Here is a 15,935-nt window from a genome sequence, read left to right on the forward strand (position 1 = left end):
AAATAGGAAATTCCGCCGTACAGACGCAATACTTTGCGTCTCCCGAGAGAATATGAACACGATGAGACGCAAAATGTTGCGTCTTTACACTTATTTGCCCCTGGCTTTAACGACCAGCACCGGCACATCAACCATATGGCGAACCTTGTTTACGGTTGTGCCAAATATCAGGTCCTTTAGCGCTTTATGCCCGTGCGAACCCATCACCACAAAGTCGGCTTTTTCATCGCATACAATTTTGGCTATAGCGCCGGCAGCTGTGCCGTAACCTATTTTGGCTTCGGCATTATAGCCGAGTTTTTGCATGGCGGTTACGTATTGCTCCAGGTTGTTTACGTCGCTTTGGGTTTCGTGGTCCATTACGTCGTCGCCATAATAGCGGGCACCGGCGGTTTCTACCACGTGTATTAGCGTGTACAAGGCATCGTTGCCGCCCTGCATAATGGCATGGCGTATGGCGCTGATATCATTCTTTGAAAAATCGATAGTTATGGCCACGTGGTGATATTGAATAGCGTTCAGGTCGCTTATCTCGGTAGCTATACCATGCGGAATGTACACCGGCTTGTTTTTATGTTTATACAACAACGGTCTGATGGTAACATACAGCAGTAATATACCCACGCCAATAGTTACTGGTATTACTAAAGTATATATCCATATTTCAGTTTCGGCGGATGCACCTGCAGTCCAATCTGCAATCTGTTCAAAAACCAGTTTAGCGTTCAGTCCAACAATTACAAACGCACTTGCCCAGGCCAGTACTTTTATCCAAAGCTTATTGGCAAAGTTGCCCATCTTCTTTTTGTCGGATGTAAAGTGGATTAACGGAATTACCGCGAAGCCCAGCTGCAGGCTCAATACCACCTGGCTTAGGATGATAAGCTTGCCCAAACCATCTTCCCCATAATATAAAATAGTGAAAACGGCCGGCACAATGGCCAGCAATCGCGTTAGCAAACGACGCATCCATGGCTCGATACGTAGGTTAATGTGGCCTTCCATGATGATCTGCCCCGCCAGAGTGCCTGTAATGGTCGAGCTTTGCCCGGCAGCTATCAAGGCCACGGCAAACAATACAGGTGCTGTGCGGCCAAATATGTTTTCCAGCAAGCGGTAAGCATCCTGTATTTCGGCAATTTCAAAATAGCCATTCTTAAAAAACGCGCTGGCTGCTAATATCAAAATGGCCGCGTTTACAAAAAATGCGAGATTAAGGGCAATAACGGTATCAAACAGGTTGAATTTAATAGCCGTTTTAATACCTGCATCGGTGCGTTTTATTTGCCTGGTTTGTACCAATGAGGAATGCAGGTACAAATTATGCGGCATTACCGTTGCGCCTATAATACCGATGGCAATATATAAAGCATTGCCGGATAGATTGCCCGGCACAAAACCTTTTACAACTTCGCCTGCATCCGGCGTAACAATAAACATTTCTATCAGGAAGGACAGGCCCACAATAAATATCATCGCCACAATAAACGCTTCCAGTTTGCGCATGCCTTTGTTCATCAGGAAAAGCATGAGCAACGTATCGGTAATGGTAAGCGATACGCCCCATATCAACGGCAGGTCAAACAATAACTGCAAACCTATGGCCATACCGATGATCTCGGCCAGGTCGCAGGCTATAATGGCTATCTGGGCCAGTATATACAGCCAGAAGTTTACAAAACGCGGGTAGCTTATTTTGGATACCTGTGCCAGGTCCAATCCTCTCACTATACCCAACCTCGCGCTCAGCGACTGCAGTAAAAGGGCAATCAGGTTTGATGCCAGTAGTACCCATATTAATTTATACCCGAAGGCGCTACCCCCGGCAATATCTGTAGCCCAGTTGCCCGGGTCCATATAACCAACGCTAACCAGGTAAGCCGGACCTATAAAAGCCAGTATTTTGCGCCAGCCGGTCTTGTTTTCGGTTTTTACCGAGCTGTGTACATTGCCTAATGATTCATTGTGTCCGCTCATAAGGTTATCAGTAAGTTATTAGCCACTTCGCGGCTTATGTTTATTTTCATATCGTTCAATTGTAAAACCACCGAGTGGTCGTAATCTATCTTTTCTAACACCACTATTTTTTGGCCAATAGTGAGTTGTTGCCGTTCCAGGTATTGTAAAAAAGCAGGCGAATGGTCGCGTACGCCCGATATAGTAACATGGTCGCTCACTTTCAAATCAGCAACGGGTTTAAGCTGGTGTTGTTTAAAATTGCCGTCGCGGTCGGGTATGGGGTCGCCATGCGGGTCGGTTTTAGGGTAGCCCATAAACTTATCCAGGCGGTCGATCAGTTCAACTGAGGAGATATGTTCCATCTCCTCGGCCATCTCATGCACCTCATCCCATTTAAAATGCAGCTTTTCTACCAAAAAATGTTCCCATAAGCGGTGTTTGCGAACAATATTGATGGCGATTTTTTCACCTGCAGGGGTAAGGCTAACGCCCTGATATTTGGCGTAGTTGATCAACGCTTTGTCGGCCAGTTTTTTCAGCATATCTGTAACCGAAGCTGCTTTTGTGTTAAGCGATGCAGCTATCTGGTTAGTGCTTACGTTGTCGGCATTTAAAGATAAATGGTAGATGGATTTTAAATAATTCTCCTCGGCTAATGTATTCATTTAAGCAAATCTAATAAATAATTTAGACTTGTCTAAATTATCAACATATAAAAATATTATTTTAGATATGCTAATCTTACCAAATTTAATTCTGTAATTTGTTCCTTCAATTATAATCGCAATTATGGCAGCTGAACTGGACAAGATAGACCTGCAAATTTTAAAAACACTACAGGAGAACGGAAGGATAACTAACTTACAGTTATCTAATGAGATAGGCCTGTCGCCGGCACCTACATTGGAGCGCGTGCGCAAGCTGGAAAACGCCGAATATATTAAAAGTTACCATGCCCTGGTAGACGAAGAAAAGCTTGGTTTAGGTATAAAAACCTTTATCCAGATCTCGCTTGACTTCCATCAAAAGGACACGATACAGATATTTATTAACGAGATACAAAATATCAAGGAGGTGACCGAATGCCACCACGTAACCGGTCAGTGCGATTTTTTGCTGAAGGTTTATGTGCGCGACATTAAATCATATGAACAACTCATCATGGAAAAAATAAGCCGCATCAGCGTGGTAAAAACTTTCCAGACGATGATGATCATGAGCACGAGTAAGAAGGAGCCGATAGTGCCGCTGGAGTATTAAGATTAGAGCCAAGAATCAAGAGTCAAGAATCAAGATCTTTTTTTGGCGATTTGATATATCAAAAAGGCCTTCGTTTTAAGCGAAGGCCTTTTTGATTAAAATAACCTGTCTTGACTCTTGGTTCTTGATTCTTGACTCTCTCAATGGATTTGCCAATCAATTCCCTTCTTCCCTGTCTTTTCCAAATAAGCATTAGTTTTCGAGAATGGCTTTGAGCCAAAGAAGTTGCCCTTTATAACTGCCATGGGCGAGGGGTGGCTTGAGCGTATCACCAGGTGTTTCGTCTCGTCTATCAACACCGCTTTTGATTGCGCGTAGGCGCCCCAAAGGATGAATACCACGTGGATTTTCTTATCAGATATGGTTTTGATCACCGTGTCGGTAAATTCTTCCCAACCGCGTTTTTGATGCGAACCGGCCTGGCTCGCAACAACGGTAAGGGTAGCGTTTAGTAGTAATACGCCTTGGTCTGCCCATTCGGTCAGATCTCCGCTACGCGGGATGGTGAAACCGGGGATATCTGTTGCCAGTTCTTTATAAATGTTTTGTAGCGATGGCGGGGTAGCAATTCCTTTTTGTACTGAGAACGATAAACCGTGAGCCTGGTTAGCGCCGTGATAGGGGTCCTGCCCGATGATAACTACCTTAACTTTATCAAAAGGTGTTTTATTAAAAGCGTTAAAAATGTCGCCGCCTTTGGGGTATATGGTTTTGCCGGCTTGTTTTTCCTCCTTTAAAAATTGCTTTAGTTTTAGCATATAAGGTTTCTCAAATTCGCCGCCTAAAACCTCAAGCCATGAGGCTTCTAATTCTATCGCCATAAATATTTACGTAGGTGTTGATTTAGCGTACAAATAAACGGATATTTGCAATCAATTTTTTTAGGATAACAAATTATGTCAAATATAGTTCGGCTTATTATAGCCTGTGTGATTTTGGGTGCCGCGGTAACACTTTGCGCGTTTAGTTTTTGGGGTTGGGGTATTTTAGTATTTTTTATAGGAGCTATATTGCTGGCAACATTCTTCTTTAACGAGAATATGCTGGTTACCCAATTTTACCTGCGTAAGGATGATGCCGGAAGAGCAGAGGCCTGGTTGCTAAAAATTAAAGACTACGAGAAAGAATTATACAAATCACAACACGGTTATTACAACCTGCTGATTGGTTTAATTGAAAGCCGTAAAGCGCCGCTTAAATCAGAAAAATACTTCAAGAAAGCCTTGCAATTGGGGATGACCATGTCGCACAATACGGCATTGGCTAAAATAAGCTTGGCGGGTATTGCCATGGCTAAACGCAACAAACGCGAAGCACAAATGTATATTGCCGAAGCGACCAAGGATGATAAAAACAAATTGCTGGCAGATCAGATAAAAATGATGAAGCAGCAATTAAATCAAATGGATAAGCAAGTAGTAAAAGGTGGATTTCGTCCTCAATACTAAGGAGCAAAAAGGAAAAGAAAAAAAGAATAGGCTTTAATACACCATGTATTAAAGCCTATTTTTCTTCTAACGAGCTGAAGTAATCGGGCTCTGAAGCGTGGCCTGCATTGTAGCTCAACTCCCTGTCTAATATAACAGCGGCCTCTTCTGCCGGGTTAGCTACTTCCACAATTTTCAACAAACTTCTGATGAACGATAAATTGAAATTTTGTCTGTTCAACTTGATCAGGTACTCGTTATCTGTAATTTCTAATATCGAATTAACCATAACTTTAGTATTAAGTGTTTAACTGTAAAATTAAGCAACACATTGAATGCCAAAGTTTCGCGGATTTTATTTTTATATTAAAGAATTGTTAATAACGTTTGTTAGTAAAGTAAACCTTAACGTAGAGACACAATATTTTGCATCTGAATGGAAGAGAACAATAAGGGGGAAATAAAAAGAGACGCAAAGTATTGCGTCTCTACAATGATATAAAAAAGCGACGGGATTTCGTCTCGTCGCTACATTTTTCTACAATTATTCAAACCACGCCATAACCGATTCTTTAGCAGGCATGGTAATATCGAGTTTTAATTTTTTACGCATACCGCCAAGGTCGTTAAATACTTTGTTGGCATTGCCGGCTTTTAGTTCTTCAACGGTGTTGAAGCCCATTTTGTTTATAACCGGCACCCATTCGGCAGGTACGCCTATGTTTATAAAGTCTTCGGCAGTTGCTACTTTAACTTTCTTTTCCGGGCGCATTTGCGGGAAGAACAATACCTCCTGAATGGTACTTTGATTGGTCATCAGCATTACCAAACGGTCAATGCCAATACCCAGGCCTGATGTTGGCGGCATACCGTATTCCAAAGCACGTAAGAAGTCATCATCCATCGCCATAGCCTCGTCGTCACCACGACCGGCCAATACCAGTTGCTCTTCAAAACGCTCACGTTGGTCAATAGGGTCGTTTAGCTCAGAATAAGCATTACCTATCTCTTTACCCATCACAAACAGCTCAAAACGCTCAACCAGACCTTCTTTGGTACGATGCTTTTTGGCAAGCGGGGTCATTTCAATAGGGTAGTCGGTAATGTAAGTTGGTTGTATCAGGTTAGCCTCAACTTTGGCGCTGAATATCTCGTCAACCAGTTTGCCTTTGCCCATCGTGGCATCAACTTCAATGGCTAAGTCGGCACATACTTTACGCAAACCTTCCTCGTCCATTGCAGATACATCAATGCCGGTATATTTCTGTATCGATTCGTACATCGACAGTTTCTCATACGGGCCTGCAAAGTTTATCTCATGCTCGCCAACTTTTACCACTGGGCCTCCATGTACGGCGCGGGCGACAGTTTCTAAACACTCTTCAACCATAGCCATCATCCATACATAGTCTTTGTAGGCTACGTAGATCTCCATAGCGGTAAACTCTGGGTTATGCGTGCGGTCCATGCCCTCGTTACGGAACATTTTACCAAACTCATAAACGCCGTCAAAACCGGCTACTATCAGTCGTTTTAAGTATAACTCGTTAGCTATGCGCAGGTATAAAGGCATATCCAACGTATTGTGGTGCGTATTAAACGGACGAGCCGCAGCACCGCCGTGTATTGCCTGTAGGATAGGGGTTTCTACCTCCATCCAGCCCTGTGCGTTAAAGTAATTACGCATAGTGCTGATAACCTTTGAGCGATTGATGAAGATCTGCTTAAACTCAGGGTTTACGGTCAGATCCACATAACGCTGGCGGTAACGCAGCTCATGATCGGTAAAAGCATCATAAATATTTCCTTCATCGTCCCTTCTTACTACGGGCAGAGGCTTCAGTGATTTTGAAAGAATGGTAAGCTTCTCCGTGTGTACAGAAATTTCACCTGTTTGTGTTTTAAAACCATAGCCCTCAATACCCACATAGTCGCCAATATCAAGTAATTTTTTAAAGACAGTATTGTATAAAGTTTTGTCCTCTCCGGGGCAAATGTCGTCGCGTTTGATATAAACCTGTATACGACCGGTGGTATCTTGCAACTCAAAAAAAGACGCATTACCCATGATACGGCGCATCATAATACGGCCCGCAATAGTTACCTGTTTATAATCATCAGGAGAAGCTTCAAAGTTGTCGGTGATATCCTGTGCAAAAGCAGTAACCTTATACTCTTCGGCCGGATAAGGGTTTATACCCAGGGCACGTAATTGTTGTAATGATTCGCGGCGTAATATTTCCTGTTCGGATAATGCAATACTCATGTTTTGTAACGCTTTTTTATTAAGGATGCAAAAATAGGATTTTTTGCGGGAGATAATGCACTTGTTTAATACCTTTGGGTATGAACGTTAAAGTAATAGCCTTTGATGCCGACGATACCCTATGGGTTAACGAGCCTTACTTCAGGCAATCAGAAGAAGCGTTTTGTACTTTATTAGAAGAATACCTGCCACGGCACGAGCTGGAGCGCGAGCTGCTGAAGATAGAAATTGCCAATTTAGGGCTGTATGGCTATGGCGTAAAAGGTTTCATTTTATCTATGATAGAAACTGCCATGGCCGTTACCAATAACATGATAAGCGCCAACACCATTAGCCAGATCATGGAGCTGGGTAAAGAAATGCTGAACCAACCCATTGAGCTATTGGATGGGGTAGAAGATGTATTAAAAACTCTCAAGGGCCAATATCGCCTGGTAGTAGCCACCAAAGGCGACCTGCTTGACCAGGAACGCAAACTGCGCAAATCAAACCTGACGAGCTACTTTCATCATATCGAGGTGATGTCTGAAAAAGACGATGCCAATTACCTCAAACTTATCAAACACCTGGATATCCGCCCAAGCGAATTACTGATGGTGGGCAATTCGTTGAAAAGCGATGTGCTGCCCGTGTTAAACGTTGGCGGCTATGCCATACACGTGCCTTACCATATAACCTGGGCCCACGAAGAAATCGAGCAAAGCATCGACAGCGGGATGTTCAGGAGCGTAGAGAATATCAGGGATATATTGAGCTTTTTGTAGCGGGACATTAATTTACCAAATCAGCCGATCCGGCTTCGCTTAAAGCTTTTTGCCCGTCATATTTGATCATTACACTTCCGGAAGCCATGTCATGTATGGCACGTTTTTCGGGGTTGCTATGTATTGTCAAAAACGATATCCAGCCCAAAAGTACTTTCACCACATACCTGATAATGGCGTTAACCAGGCTGATGCGTTTATCAGTATCATCAAAATTTCTGACCCTGATCTTTTTAACGTAGTTACCTATCGTACATCCGTATGCGGTACATACAGGCTCGTACGCTATAAAAACAGCCACAAACAAAATCGCGCGTACGCTATCCGGCACATTGCCAAACAGCGACAGTATTTGCGAAACGATTATGCAGTTGATCAATAATACCAGCGTATCAATAAACAACGATTGCATTCTGTCAATAAGCGATGGGTATTCAGTGTTCATATTAAAAGATAAGGTTTTTTTAAAAATAGGATTTTAATCCCCATCCACATCACCCGCATACAACTCCTCAATAGCATCGGCATATTTCTTTTCGATAACCTTGCGCTTAGCCTTCATGGTAGGGGTTATTTCGCCCTCTTCCATGCTAAATGGTTTGCGTTTGACCTTGAAGTTTTTAATGCGCTCAAACTTGGCCAGTTCGTTGGAATATTGTTTGATGTCCTGCGCTATCCAGTCGTTTATTTCTTTATCGTCTATGAATAGTTCAGGTTTTTCGAAGAATTCCTCGGTAAGCTTGAATGTCTCCTGTAAAGTTTCTTTGGCAGGGATGATGATAGCGGTAATGTATTCGCGTTTATCGCCAATTAAAAATACGCCTTCAATTTTAGGGCTCTTCAGGTAAGTGTTCTCTACCGGGGTAGGGTACACGTTTTTACCGAAAGCGTTAACCAGCATGTTTTTCAACCTGTCGGTGATTTGTAAATTGCCTTTGTAGTAACGACCTATGTCGCCCGTATGCAGCCAGCCATCAGCGTCAATTGCCGCGGCTGTTTCTTCTGGCTTGTTTAAATAACCTTTCATCACACAATGTCCGCGCACGATGATCTCGCCTTCTTCCGATTCAAAATCCTCTTTAAAAGTATCGTGTGTTTGTATGGTGTAGATCTGTTTGGTATCCACATTTTGTATAGCCACTTCAATACCGGGTATAATGCGCCCTACGGTGCCATATACCTGGCGGTGATACTCGGTTACCGCCATAACCGGCGACGTCTCTGTGAGGCCGAAACCTTCCAATATTTTGATCCCCAGGTCGCCAAAAAATTCACCGATGTTGCGTGGTAACGCACCTCCGCCAGATATCATAAATTTCAATCGTCCGCCGGTTTTTTCTTTGATCTTGCCAAAAACCAGTTTTTCGGCCAAGGCATATTCAGCACTTAAAATTAGTTCCGGTGTTTTTCCGGCTTCTTTGGTTACACGGTATGCTCTGCCGATCTTCAGCGCCCACAAAAATATTTTAGCTTTCATGCCTCCGGCAGATGTACCTGCTTTAATGGCACGGTCGTGAATACGTTCCAGCAAACGCGGTACGCAGTTCATAATAGTAGGCTTCACCTCGCCCATGTTTTTGGCCAACAAATCGAGGCTTTGCGCAAAAGCAATTTTGCAGCCGGCGTATAAGCAGATATGATAAGTAGCCGTACGCTCAAACACGTGCGATAGCGGCAGGAACGAAAGGAATACATCCGTTTTTTCAACCACTGGTATCTGTATCAAACTTACCCGCACATTCTCCACCAAATTATAATGGGTAAGCATCACACCTTTAGGCGTACCCGTTGTGCCCGAGGTATAGATCAGACAGGAAAGATCAGAAGGCAGGATAGCCTCACGCGCCGCGTTAATAGCTTGTTGATATTCCGGAAGCAGTTTGGTGCCCTCTTCTATAACGGCATTTAAGCCTGTAAGACCGGCTTTTAATTTTGATTTCTCCTTTGCCCTGTCGGCCCTGTCGCAAGCGATTATACGGATCAATTCGGGGCAATTATCGGCCACTTTAATAACCTTGCGAAACAGGAATGGGTTGCCCACCAAAATAGTGCGTGCGCCCGAATCATTCAATATGTACTCTATCTCTGCCTCGGTAAGGGTAGGATAGATGGAGGTATTTACAGCGCCGATCTGTTGCAACGCCTGATCATAAAAAATATAATCCGGACTGTTATCCATGATGAGCGCCAGCCTGTCGCCCTTTTTAATACCGATGCTCAGGAACCAGGCCGAGATAGCGTCTATCTTCGCTAAAGCCTCTCCATAGGTAATATCAACCCAGGTCTCGTCCACTTTATGCGAAAGAAAAGGATGCGTTTCCGGGTGAATATGTTTTACCAGGTAACGTATAAGGCTGGGTATGGTAGGGCGCTCGGTTGCTTGCATTATGGATATAAAGTAGGTTTAATAATGATAAACAAAACTAATTTTATTTTTCAGAAATCAGAAGCTAATCCTGTATCTTCACTTCATAATTACTATCATCACATATCTCCAATAAGGGTTTAATAACCCGGCCTGCTCACACAGGTATGCATTAGCCATCAATGCTATGGCTGGCATTTGTATTACATCAGTTTTTCAATAAAAATTTAATGTCGATCATAAGGGTCGATTATTATTTCACCTGGGCTTAGTATGCCCAAATCAATTTATATCCACATGGAAATCAATAGCAATAAAACGATAGTAAGGAACTTTTATAAAGACATAGTGCGTGATCGCGACAGTTCACTTATTAATGCCTACGTACACGAAATTTATATTCAACATAGCCCAAACGGGAAAGATGGCCGGCAGGGACTTTTGGAAATGGTAGCGTTTTTAAAAACATTACCACCGCCTCCGGCAGATCAACCATCGTCTATAAAAACATTAATTGCTCAGGATGATATGGTGGTTGCTCATCTTGAAATTCAATTTATGGAGAAGAGCATCCGGGTGATAGAATTGTTCAGAGTAGCCGAGGGTATGCTAGCCGAGCATTGGGATGTAACCGAAGAGCAAAAGGCTGACAACACATCATTAATCAGTTTACCTGAAGATGTTGTAATTACACACCCCAAGAGCTTTTTAGCTAAGCTTTATAGCGAACACAATTTCACCATACATCATCTGATAACCGAAGTTAATTACACAGTCATACATGCCGAAGCTAAAGTAGATATTGTTACTTACGCCTTGTTTGATATTTATGAGTTTGATGAAGGTCGCTTCTGCAATCATTGGGCGGTTAAACAACCTGTGCCCGAAAGCCTGCCACATGGCAACGGAATGTTTTAATTATTCTGAATATTAGTCTTACAACGCAGGGGCTTTGAAGGCCCCTGCTGAGACAAATGATGAGCACAGCCGTAAATGATACAAACTGCACGTAGTTTGAACAGTTTGGTCAACCATCGTTTTATAAATTTTAACTAGCATTACATTGTAAACCAAAACTAATGAAACGTATTATAATTGCTTTAAGCCTTATGCTGGCTTTTACCGTGGCCGCCTGCGCGCAGGATGCCAATACTTTTACCAACCCTTTGCTGCCCCGTGGTGCCGACCCATGGGTAACCTACCATAATGGTTATTACTACTACACCAGCACCGGCGGTGCCAGGCTGAGCATCTGGAAAACCAAAACCATGAATGCTTTGCCAACCGCCGAGCATAAAGTTATCTGGACGCCCCCTGCAGGCACTAATTACTCTAAAGAGCTATGGGCGCCCGAACTACATTTTCTGCAAGGTAAATGGTACATGTATTTTGCTGCCGATGATGGTAAAAACATCAATCACCGCATGTATGTGCTCGAAAATTCATCAGCCGACCCCATGCAAGGCGAATGGGAATTTAAGGGTCAAGTGGGCGACGCTACCAACAAATGGGCCATTGACGGTTCAGTTTTCGAACATAAAAAGCAGTTGTACTTTATATGGTCCGGCTGGGAAGGCGATAATAATGGCCGCCAGGATATTTACATCGCTAAAATGAAAAATCCATATACCATCGAGGGCGAACGTGCCAAAGTATCCAGCCCGGAATATGCCTGGGAAACCGTTGGCGGCGTTAAAGATGCCGACCCTAAAGGTCCGCATGTTGATGTGAACGAAGGTCCGGAAGTTTTAAAACATGGTAATAAGTTGTTCCTGGTTTTTTCAGCCAGTGGCTGCTGGACGGATCATTACACACTGGGCTCTTTAGTGGCCGATGCATCAGCTAATTTAATGGATCCAAAATCATGGAAGAAATTGCCTGAGCCACTGTTCTCAACCAGTAAAGAAAACAGCGTTTATGCGCCGGGCCACAATAGTTTCTTTAAATCGCCAAATGGTAAGGAAGATTGGATCTTGTATCACGCCAACCCATCGCCCGGCTGTGGCTGCGGTGGCCAGCGTTCGCCACGCATGCAAAAGATAGCCTGGAAAAAGGATGGTATGCCTGATTTTGGGATACCGGTGAAGACGGGTGAAGCGGTGGTGGTGCCGGCGGGATAAAACCCCTCCCGGCCTCCCCAAAGGGGAGGAGTTAGATCGCATTACCACCACGTCATTTCGACCAACGGGAGAAATCTTATACGAGCGATAAGTATACGTCAAGCTTAGCAAGCCGTAAAAGATTTTTTCGCTACGCTCAAGAGAGTAGTTCTCCTCGTTCCTCGTCGAAATGACAAAGCATATGTTAAAACAGAAAGGCTGCCTTTTATAAGGCAGCCTTTTCTATTAGTGTATAAATCGGGTTATTATATTACTTTTTATTTTGCGACAGGAAGGTAACCAACGAAGCCAGTTCCTGGTACGATAGGGCGTTTGCCAAACCTGTAGGCATCATTGATGTTTCCATTTCCTTGCGCGATACGATGTCGCTGGTTTTGATAGTATATACATCGCCGGTGATGTTACGCAGTACTACGCGCTCGGCTGTTTCTTCGGTAACAAAGCCCATGTAGTTTTTACCGCCTTTAGCGGCTATCAACACCGTAGCAAAACCTTGCGAAATAGAAGCGTTAGGTTTTAATATCGATTCGGTGATCTGGTCTTTGGTCATGATAGAACCAATCTGCCCCATAAACGGACCTTTAGGCTTTTCAGCTTTGGTCAACGTATGGCAGGCAATGCAACCCTGGCGGGTAAACAGGGCTTTACCTTCTGCCGGGTCACCTTTTAATTTGCTCACGGCTAATATTACATCTTCAATAGATGCTTTACCAACTTCGCCTTTTTGATTTTTGATTTTCTCCAGGTCAATTTTTGGCTCATTAGCGGCAACAGCTTTTTCCTCAACACCAAACTCTACAATGCCCATGCGGTTACGCTCATTCATGTAGGTGAAGAATTCTTTACCGGTAGCGTCTGCTTTAGCAAATTCAGCTTTCAGGAAGTTTTCGATAGTTGGCGAACCAGCCCAGGTAATGCCTTTGTAATACGGGCCATGCGAATCCGGACGGGTACCCCACCACCATGAAGCGTCATAAGGTGCTTCCTCTTTGTAAAGGCGCGATAAAGTAGTTAAAATATCGGTTTTAAGTTTTTGATCTGATGTTTTACCGTAAGCCGCAATTAAACCATTAACCGCTTTGGTATCGTGCATATAACGCAGCGCCCACATGGCAATGGTTGAGTTTTGTGTACCGATAGCACCAACGCAAGCATCAACCGCATTCAGGCTAACCAAAGCACGCACTGCCAGGTGAGGCATGATGATAGGTGAGTTCGGCGTAGCATGCGGGCCTTCAGCAACACCTTTGGCAGGTGCCACAAACGAAGCCGGAACTTTAGTTTGCAACAAAGCAGGTATAGCCGCCGGATTGTTTAAACGGTTAATACCGATGATAGCCTGAGCCTGTACGCGCAATGATGGATCGCTCATACCTTTCAGGAACGGCTCCAACGGTACATTTTGCAATTGTGTTTTACGATCGGCAAGGGCGCGTAGGGCAAATTCGCGCATGGCGTCTTCCTGTACAAATTTTAGCAGTTCGGTAGTGCCGTTTGCTCCTGCGGCCTGGGCATAGGTGTAAAGCGCAGCAACACGGCTGTATAAAGGTGCTTGTTTATCGTTAGCTATTTTTAGCGTAGCTGATGTTACCTTATTCGCCGGGCGGGTCAACAATTCCTGCGAAGCGGTTAAACGGGCCACAGCGCTTGGTGTACGCAGCATATCAGCCAGTTTTTTCTCGTTTAGCTTAGCAACATTCGGGAATGCTTTATATTTCCAATCATTAGGGGTAACGCGTACCACGTAGCCTTTGCTTGGGCTGCCCTGGTAACCGGCACCATCCCATGCCGAAAGGTATAAACGACCCGAACCGTCAACATCTATATCGGTTATTTGCGATAGTTTGATAAATTCTTCGTCCTGTTGGGTGAAGGTTGGTCCGTCAGGCGTAACGCGGTGTATGTACAGCATGCTACGTCCCCAATCGGCCATCATAGGCACGTTGGTATATTTTTCGGGCCAGTTTGGTTCTGCCATATATAATGAGCCGGTGCCTGAACCACCACCTACGTCAACCAGTGCCGGGATGATCTCGTCCGTAAAATGTTGGAATAACAGCGGGTAACCATATTCGCCACTTTGTATGTAGTGCGAAAAACGGATGTTCCAGCCGCCGCCATCATTAGTATTCTCGCGGGTGAACACGTTCATGTACGGGTCGATAGCTACGTCATAAACGTTACGGGTACCGTGGATAAATACTTCCATTTCAGTACCATCCGGCCTAACACGTAGCACACCGCCGCCTAACATGGTCAGCTTTTTGCCGCTGCGGTCAACCGCGTCATGGAAACCAAAGTCGCCCACCGATACATAGATCCAGCCGTCAATACCCATACGCAGGCCGTTGGTAGCATGGTCTGTACCGCGTTCCTGTATGTATTTGGTGTTGCTCAGGTTTTGTATCAATGGTTTTGATGGGCCGTCGGCTACGCCATCATTGTTTTTATCTTCAAAAACAACCAGGTCCATACCGGTTGCCAGTTTGGTAACCTGGTTAAAGGTGGTGTGCAGTACGTAAACTTTATCGCCGGTGGCGATGATACCGCGCGGGTTATCTACCACGGCAAACTCTGTATGTGAGTCAGGTTTACCATCGTTATCTTTATCTACCAGTTTAACAATGCGTCCACGGTTAGGCTGTTTACCTAATGATCCTATCATATCCACACCCACAAATACTTCGCCGGTGGCGGCTACGGCCATACAGGCGGGGCTAGGGGTAATATCCGGCCCGGTGAAAGGGGTAATGGTTAACTCGGGCGGCAATACCGCGGCGGGTGCCGATTGTGTTTCGTCAAACGTACTTTTTATACCTAGTATTACTACCAGGGCTATCAACAAACTTAAGGCGTACTTCATCATGGTTGTTGTAATGTATTATTGTTTTGCTACTCTTTTTTCTGACATTAATTGCGCTACCACTTCCTTCATTTTAGCAGGGTCCTTAGCGTATTTTTCCAGGTCAATGATCTCTACCTTTCTAAAATCGGTAGGGTGGCTTTCGCTTTGCAGGGAGATGGTGCCGCCGGTTAAAAGCGTACCTTCTTTTTCGCCTCGCGGCGGATCAGTTTGCGGGCGCTCGTAGCGCATCACTTCTTCGCCATTTACGTAGTGTACTACCTGTTCGTCGCCTAGTACTAATAGTTCAACACGTACCCATTGGTCGCCGTTATAGGTTTGCGATTTAGAGTTGGTGCAATGGTCGCGGATGATCTTGCCGTCGCTTACAAACTGGGTGCCTGGTGTACAAAGGTTAGCAGTAGTGCGCACGCCTTTACCGGTGCCGCCTAGTAGCTGCGCTTCCATCGAGTTAGGGAAATCCTGGTCCTTTTTCATAGTCGCCGGGTCCTGCCCGTGAAACATGATACCATTATTACGGAAGGCCCATCCCGGGCCGCCTTTTACCTGGTCGCCCACAAAACGGTATTCAACCGCTATTAAATAATGCGAGTATGGTTTTTTATAGAAGATATGACCGTAGGTTTCATCAAATTTCTCATACTGATCATACCTTATTTTTAACATACCATCCTCTACACGGAAGGTATTGTTAAAATTATCGTCAATATCATGGTAACGAATTTTTACGCGCCAGTCTTTTAGGTTTTTGCCATTAAAAAGCTGCTCCCATTTGGGTTGTGCCGGTGGGGTAACAGTTGTAGCTCCCGTCATCACAAAAAGCAAGCTCAACAGAAGCAGATTTTTGATCCTCGAATAATTAAACATCTGTGTAAGTAAGTATATATAATTGGTTAGGCTGGTAAACTTAC

General features: G+C 44.3%; 14 protein-coding genes. 5 read left to right on the top strand and 9 right to left on the bottom strand.

The features are described 5' to 3' along the window. Nucleotides 1–90: 90 nt before the first annotated feature. Nucleotides 91–1,977 carry an Nramp family divalent metal transporter gene (locus AC59JT_RS04865; protein WP_497396486.1) on the bottom strand — a complete coding sequence of 629 codons (1,887 nt, stop codon included), beginning with the start codon at nt 1,975–1,977 and terminating at the stop codon, nt 91–93. Continuing rightward, entirely contained in the window at nt 1,974–2,624 is a 651-nt protein-coding gene (locus AC59JT_RS04870; RefSeq protein WP_497396487.1) for a metal-dependent transcriptional regulator, read from the bottom strand. The genes AC59JT_RS04865 and AC59JT_RS04870 overlap by 4 nt, the downstream gene beginning before the upstream one ends. Before the next feature lie 124 nt (nt 2,625–2,748). On the opposite strand from AC59JT_RS04870, the gene AC59JT_RS04875 reads away from it, so the two are divergent. Next, nucleotides 2,749–3,219 carry an Lrp/AsnC family transcriptional regulator gene (locus AC59JT_RS04875; RefSeq protein ID WP_497396488.1) on the top strand — a complete coding sequence of 157 codons (471 nt, stop codon included), beginning with the start codon at nt 2,749–2,751 and terminating at the stop codon, nt 3,217–3,219. Between the two features lie 140 nt (nt 3,220–3,359). On the opposite strand, the gene ung is transcribed toward AC59JT_RS04875, so the two are convergent. Further along, nucleotides 3,360–4,040: a uracil-DNA glycosylase gene (ung, locus tag AC59JT_RS04880; RefSeq protein ID WP_497396489.1), complete on the bottom strand. Its 681-nt coding sequence runs from the start codon at nt 4,038–4,040 to the stop codon at nt 3,360–3,362. A 75-nt stretch (nt 4,041–4,115) separates the two neighbouring features. Between ung and AC59JT_RS04885 the strand changes: the two genes are divergently transcribed. Then, the gene (locus AC59JT_RS04885; protein WP_497396490.1) at nt 4,116–4,667 is read left to right on the top strand and encodes a DUF2892 domain-containing protein; all 552 of its coding nucleotides are present in this window, start codon (nt 4,116–4,118) and stop codon (nt 4,665–4,667) included. A gap of 55 nt (nt 4,668–4,722) precedes the next feature. Here AC59JT_RS04885 and AC59JT_RS04890 read toward each other — a convergent pair whose 3' ends face one another. Together AC59JT_RS04890 and lysS are read right to left on the bottom strand one after the other, a co-directional pair. Continuing rightward, a complete protein-coding gene (locus tag AC59JT_RS04890) occupies nt 4,723–4,935 on the bottom strand; it encodes a hypothetical protein (RefSeq protein WP_497396491.1) in 213 nt (70 codons plus the stop codon). A 255-nt stretch (nt 4,936–5,190) separates the two neighbouring features. Beyond that, nucleotides 5,191–6,912: a lysine--tRNA ligase gene (lysS, locus tag AC59JT_RS04895; protein WP_497396492.1), complete on the bottom strand. Its 1,722-nt coding sequence runs from the start codon at nt 6,910–6,912 to the stop codon at nt 5,191–5,193. An 80-nt stretch (nt 6,913–6,992) separates the two neighbouring features. On the opposite strand from lysS, the gene AC59JT_RS04900 reads away from it, so the two are divergent. Beyond that, nucleotides 6,993–7,676 carry an HAD family hydrolase gene (locus tag AC59JT_RS04900; RefSeq protein WP_497396493.1) on the top strand — a complete coding sequence of 228 codons (684 nt, stop codon included), beginning with the start codon at nt 6,993–6,995 and terminating at the stop codon, nt 7,674–7,676. 7 nt (nt 7,677–7,683) lie between these two features. Here the strand turns inward: AC59JT_RS04900 and AC59JT_RS04905 are convergent, their stop codons facing one another. Continuing rightward, on the bottom strand, nt 7,684–8,121 hold the full coding sequence (locus AC59JT_RS04905; protein ID WP_497396494.1) for an RDD family protein: 438 nt from the start codon (nt 8,119–8,121) through the stop codon (nt 7,684–7,686). A 33-nt stretch (nt 8,122–8,154) separates the two neighbouring features. Next, nucleotides 8,155–10,062, bottom strand: a complete 1,908-nt coding sequence (locus AC59JT_RS04910; RefSeq protein ID WP_497396495.1) for an AMP-dependent synthetase/ligase — start codon at nt 10,060–10,062, stop codon at nt 8,155–8,157. A gap of 276 nt (nt 10,063–10,338) precedes the next feature. On the opposite strand from AC59JT_RS04910, the gene AC59JT_RS04915 reads away from it, so the two are divergent. Continuing rightward, nucleotides 10,339–10,959 (top strand): nuclear transport factor 2 family protein, encoded by a 621-nt coding sequence (locus AC59JT_RS04915; RefSeq protein WP_497396496.1) that lies wholly within the window; start codon nt 10,339–10,341, stop codon nt 10,957–10,959. Nucleotides 10,960–11,120: 161 nt separating this feature from the next. Beyond that, a complete protein-coding gene (locus AC59JT_RS04920) occupies nt 11,121–12,161 on the top strand; it encodes a glycoside hydrolase family 43 protein (RefSeq protein WP_497396497.1) in 1,041 nt (346 codons plus the stop codon). A gap of 250 nt (nt 12,162–12,411) precedes the next feature. On the opposite strand, the gene AC59JT_RS04925 is transcribed toward AC59JT_RS04920, so the two are convergent. Both AC59JT_RS04925 and AC59JT_RS04930 read right to left on the bottom strand, forming a co-directional pair. Further along, entirely contained in the window at nt 12,412–15,027 is a 2,616-nt protein-coding gene (locus AC59JT_RS04925; RefSeq protein ID WP_497396498.1) for a DUF7133 domain-containing protein, read from the bottom strand. 15 nt (nt 15,028–15,042) lie between these two features. Further along, entirely contained in the window at nt 15,043–15,837 is a 795-nt protein-coding gene (locus AC59JT_RS04930) for a 3-keto-disaccharide hydrolase (protein WP_497396499.1), read from the bottom strand. Nucleotides 15,838–15,935: the final 98 nt, after the last annotated feature.

The sequence above is a fragment of the Mucilaginibacter sp. A3364 genome (assembly GCF_059690715.1).

Excerpts from the sequence above, each read along its gene's own strand:
- AC59JT_RS04865 (WP_497396486.1), bottom strand. The coding sequence starts at position 1,977 with ATGAGCGGACACAATGAATCATTAGGCAATGTACACAGCTCGGTAAAA.
- AC59JT_RS04870 (WP_497396487.1), bottom strand. The coding sequence starts at position 2,624 with ATGAATACATTAGCCGAGGAGAATTATTTAAAATCCATCTACCATTTA.
- AC59JT_RS04875 (WP_497396488.1), top strand. The coding sequence starts at position 2,749 with ATGGCAGCTGAACTGGACAAGATAGACCTGCAAATTTTAAAAACACTA.
- ung (WP_497396489.1), bottom strand. The coding sequence starts at position 4,040 with ATGGCGATAGAATTAGAAGCCTCATGGCTTGAGGTTTTAGGCGGCGAA.
- AC59JT_RS04885 (WP_497396490.1), top strand. The coding sequence starts at position 4,116 with ATGTCAAATATAGTTCGGCTTATTATAGCCTGTGTGATTTTGGGTGCC.
- AC59JT_RS04890 (WP_497396491.1), bottom strand. The coding sequence starts at position 4,935 with ATGGTTAATTCGATATTAGAAATTACAGATAACGAGTACCTGATCAAG.
- lysS (WP_497396492.1), bottom strand. The coding sequence starts at position 6,912 with ATGAGTATTGCATTATCCGAACAGGAAATATTACGCCGCGAATCATTA.
- AC59JT_RS04900 (WP_497396493.1), top strand. The coding sequence starts at position 6,993 with ATGAACGTTAAAGTAATAGCCTTTGATGCCGACGATACCCTATGGGTT.
- AC59JT_RS04905 (WP_497396494.1), bottom strand. The coding sequence starts at position 8,121 with ATGAACACTGAATACCCATCGCTTATTGACAGAATGCAATCGTTGTTT.
- AC59JT_RS04910 (WP_497396495.1), bottom strand. The coding sequence starts at position 10,062 with ATGCAAGCAACCGAGCGCCCTACCATACCCAGCCTTATACGTTACCTG.
- AC59JT_RS04915 (WP_497396496.1), top strand. The coding sequence starts at position 10,339 with ATGGAAATCAATAGCAATAAAACGATAGTAAGGAACTTTTATAAAGAC.
- AC59JT_RS04920 (WP_497396497.1), top strand. The coding sequence starts at position 11,121 with ATGAAACGTATTATAATTGCTTTAAGCCTTATGCTGGCTTTTACCGTG.
- AC59JT_RS04925 (WP_497396498.1), bottom strand. The coding sequence starts at position 15,027 with ATGATGAAGTACGCCTTAAGTTTGTTGATAGCCCTGGTAGTAATACTA.
- AC59JT_RS04930 (WP_497396499.1), bottom strand. The coding sequence starts at position 15,837 with ATGACGGGAGCTACAACTGTTACCCCACCGGCACAACCCAAATGGGAG.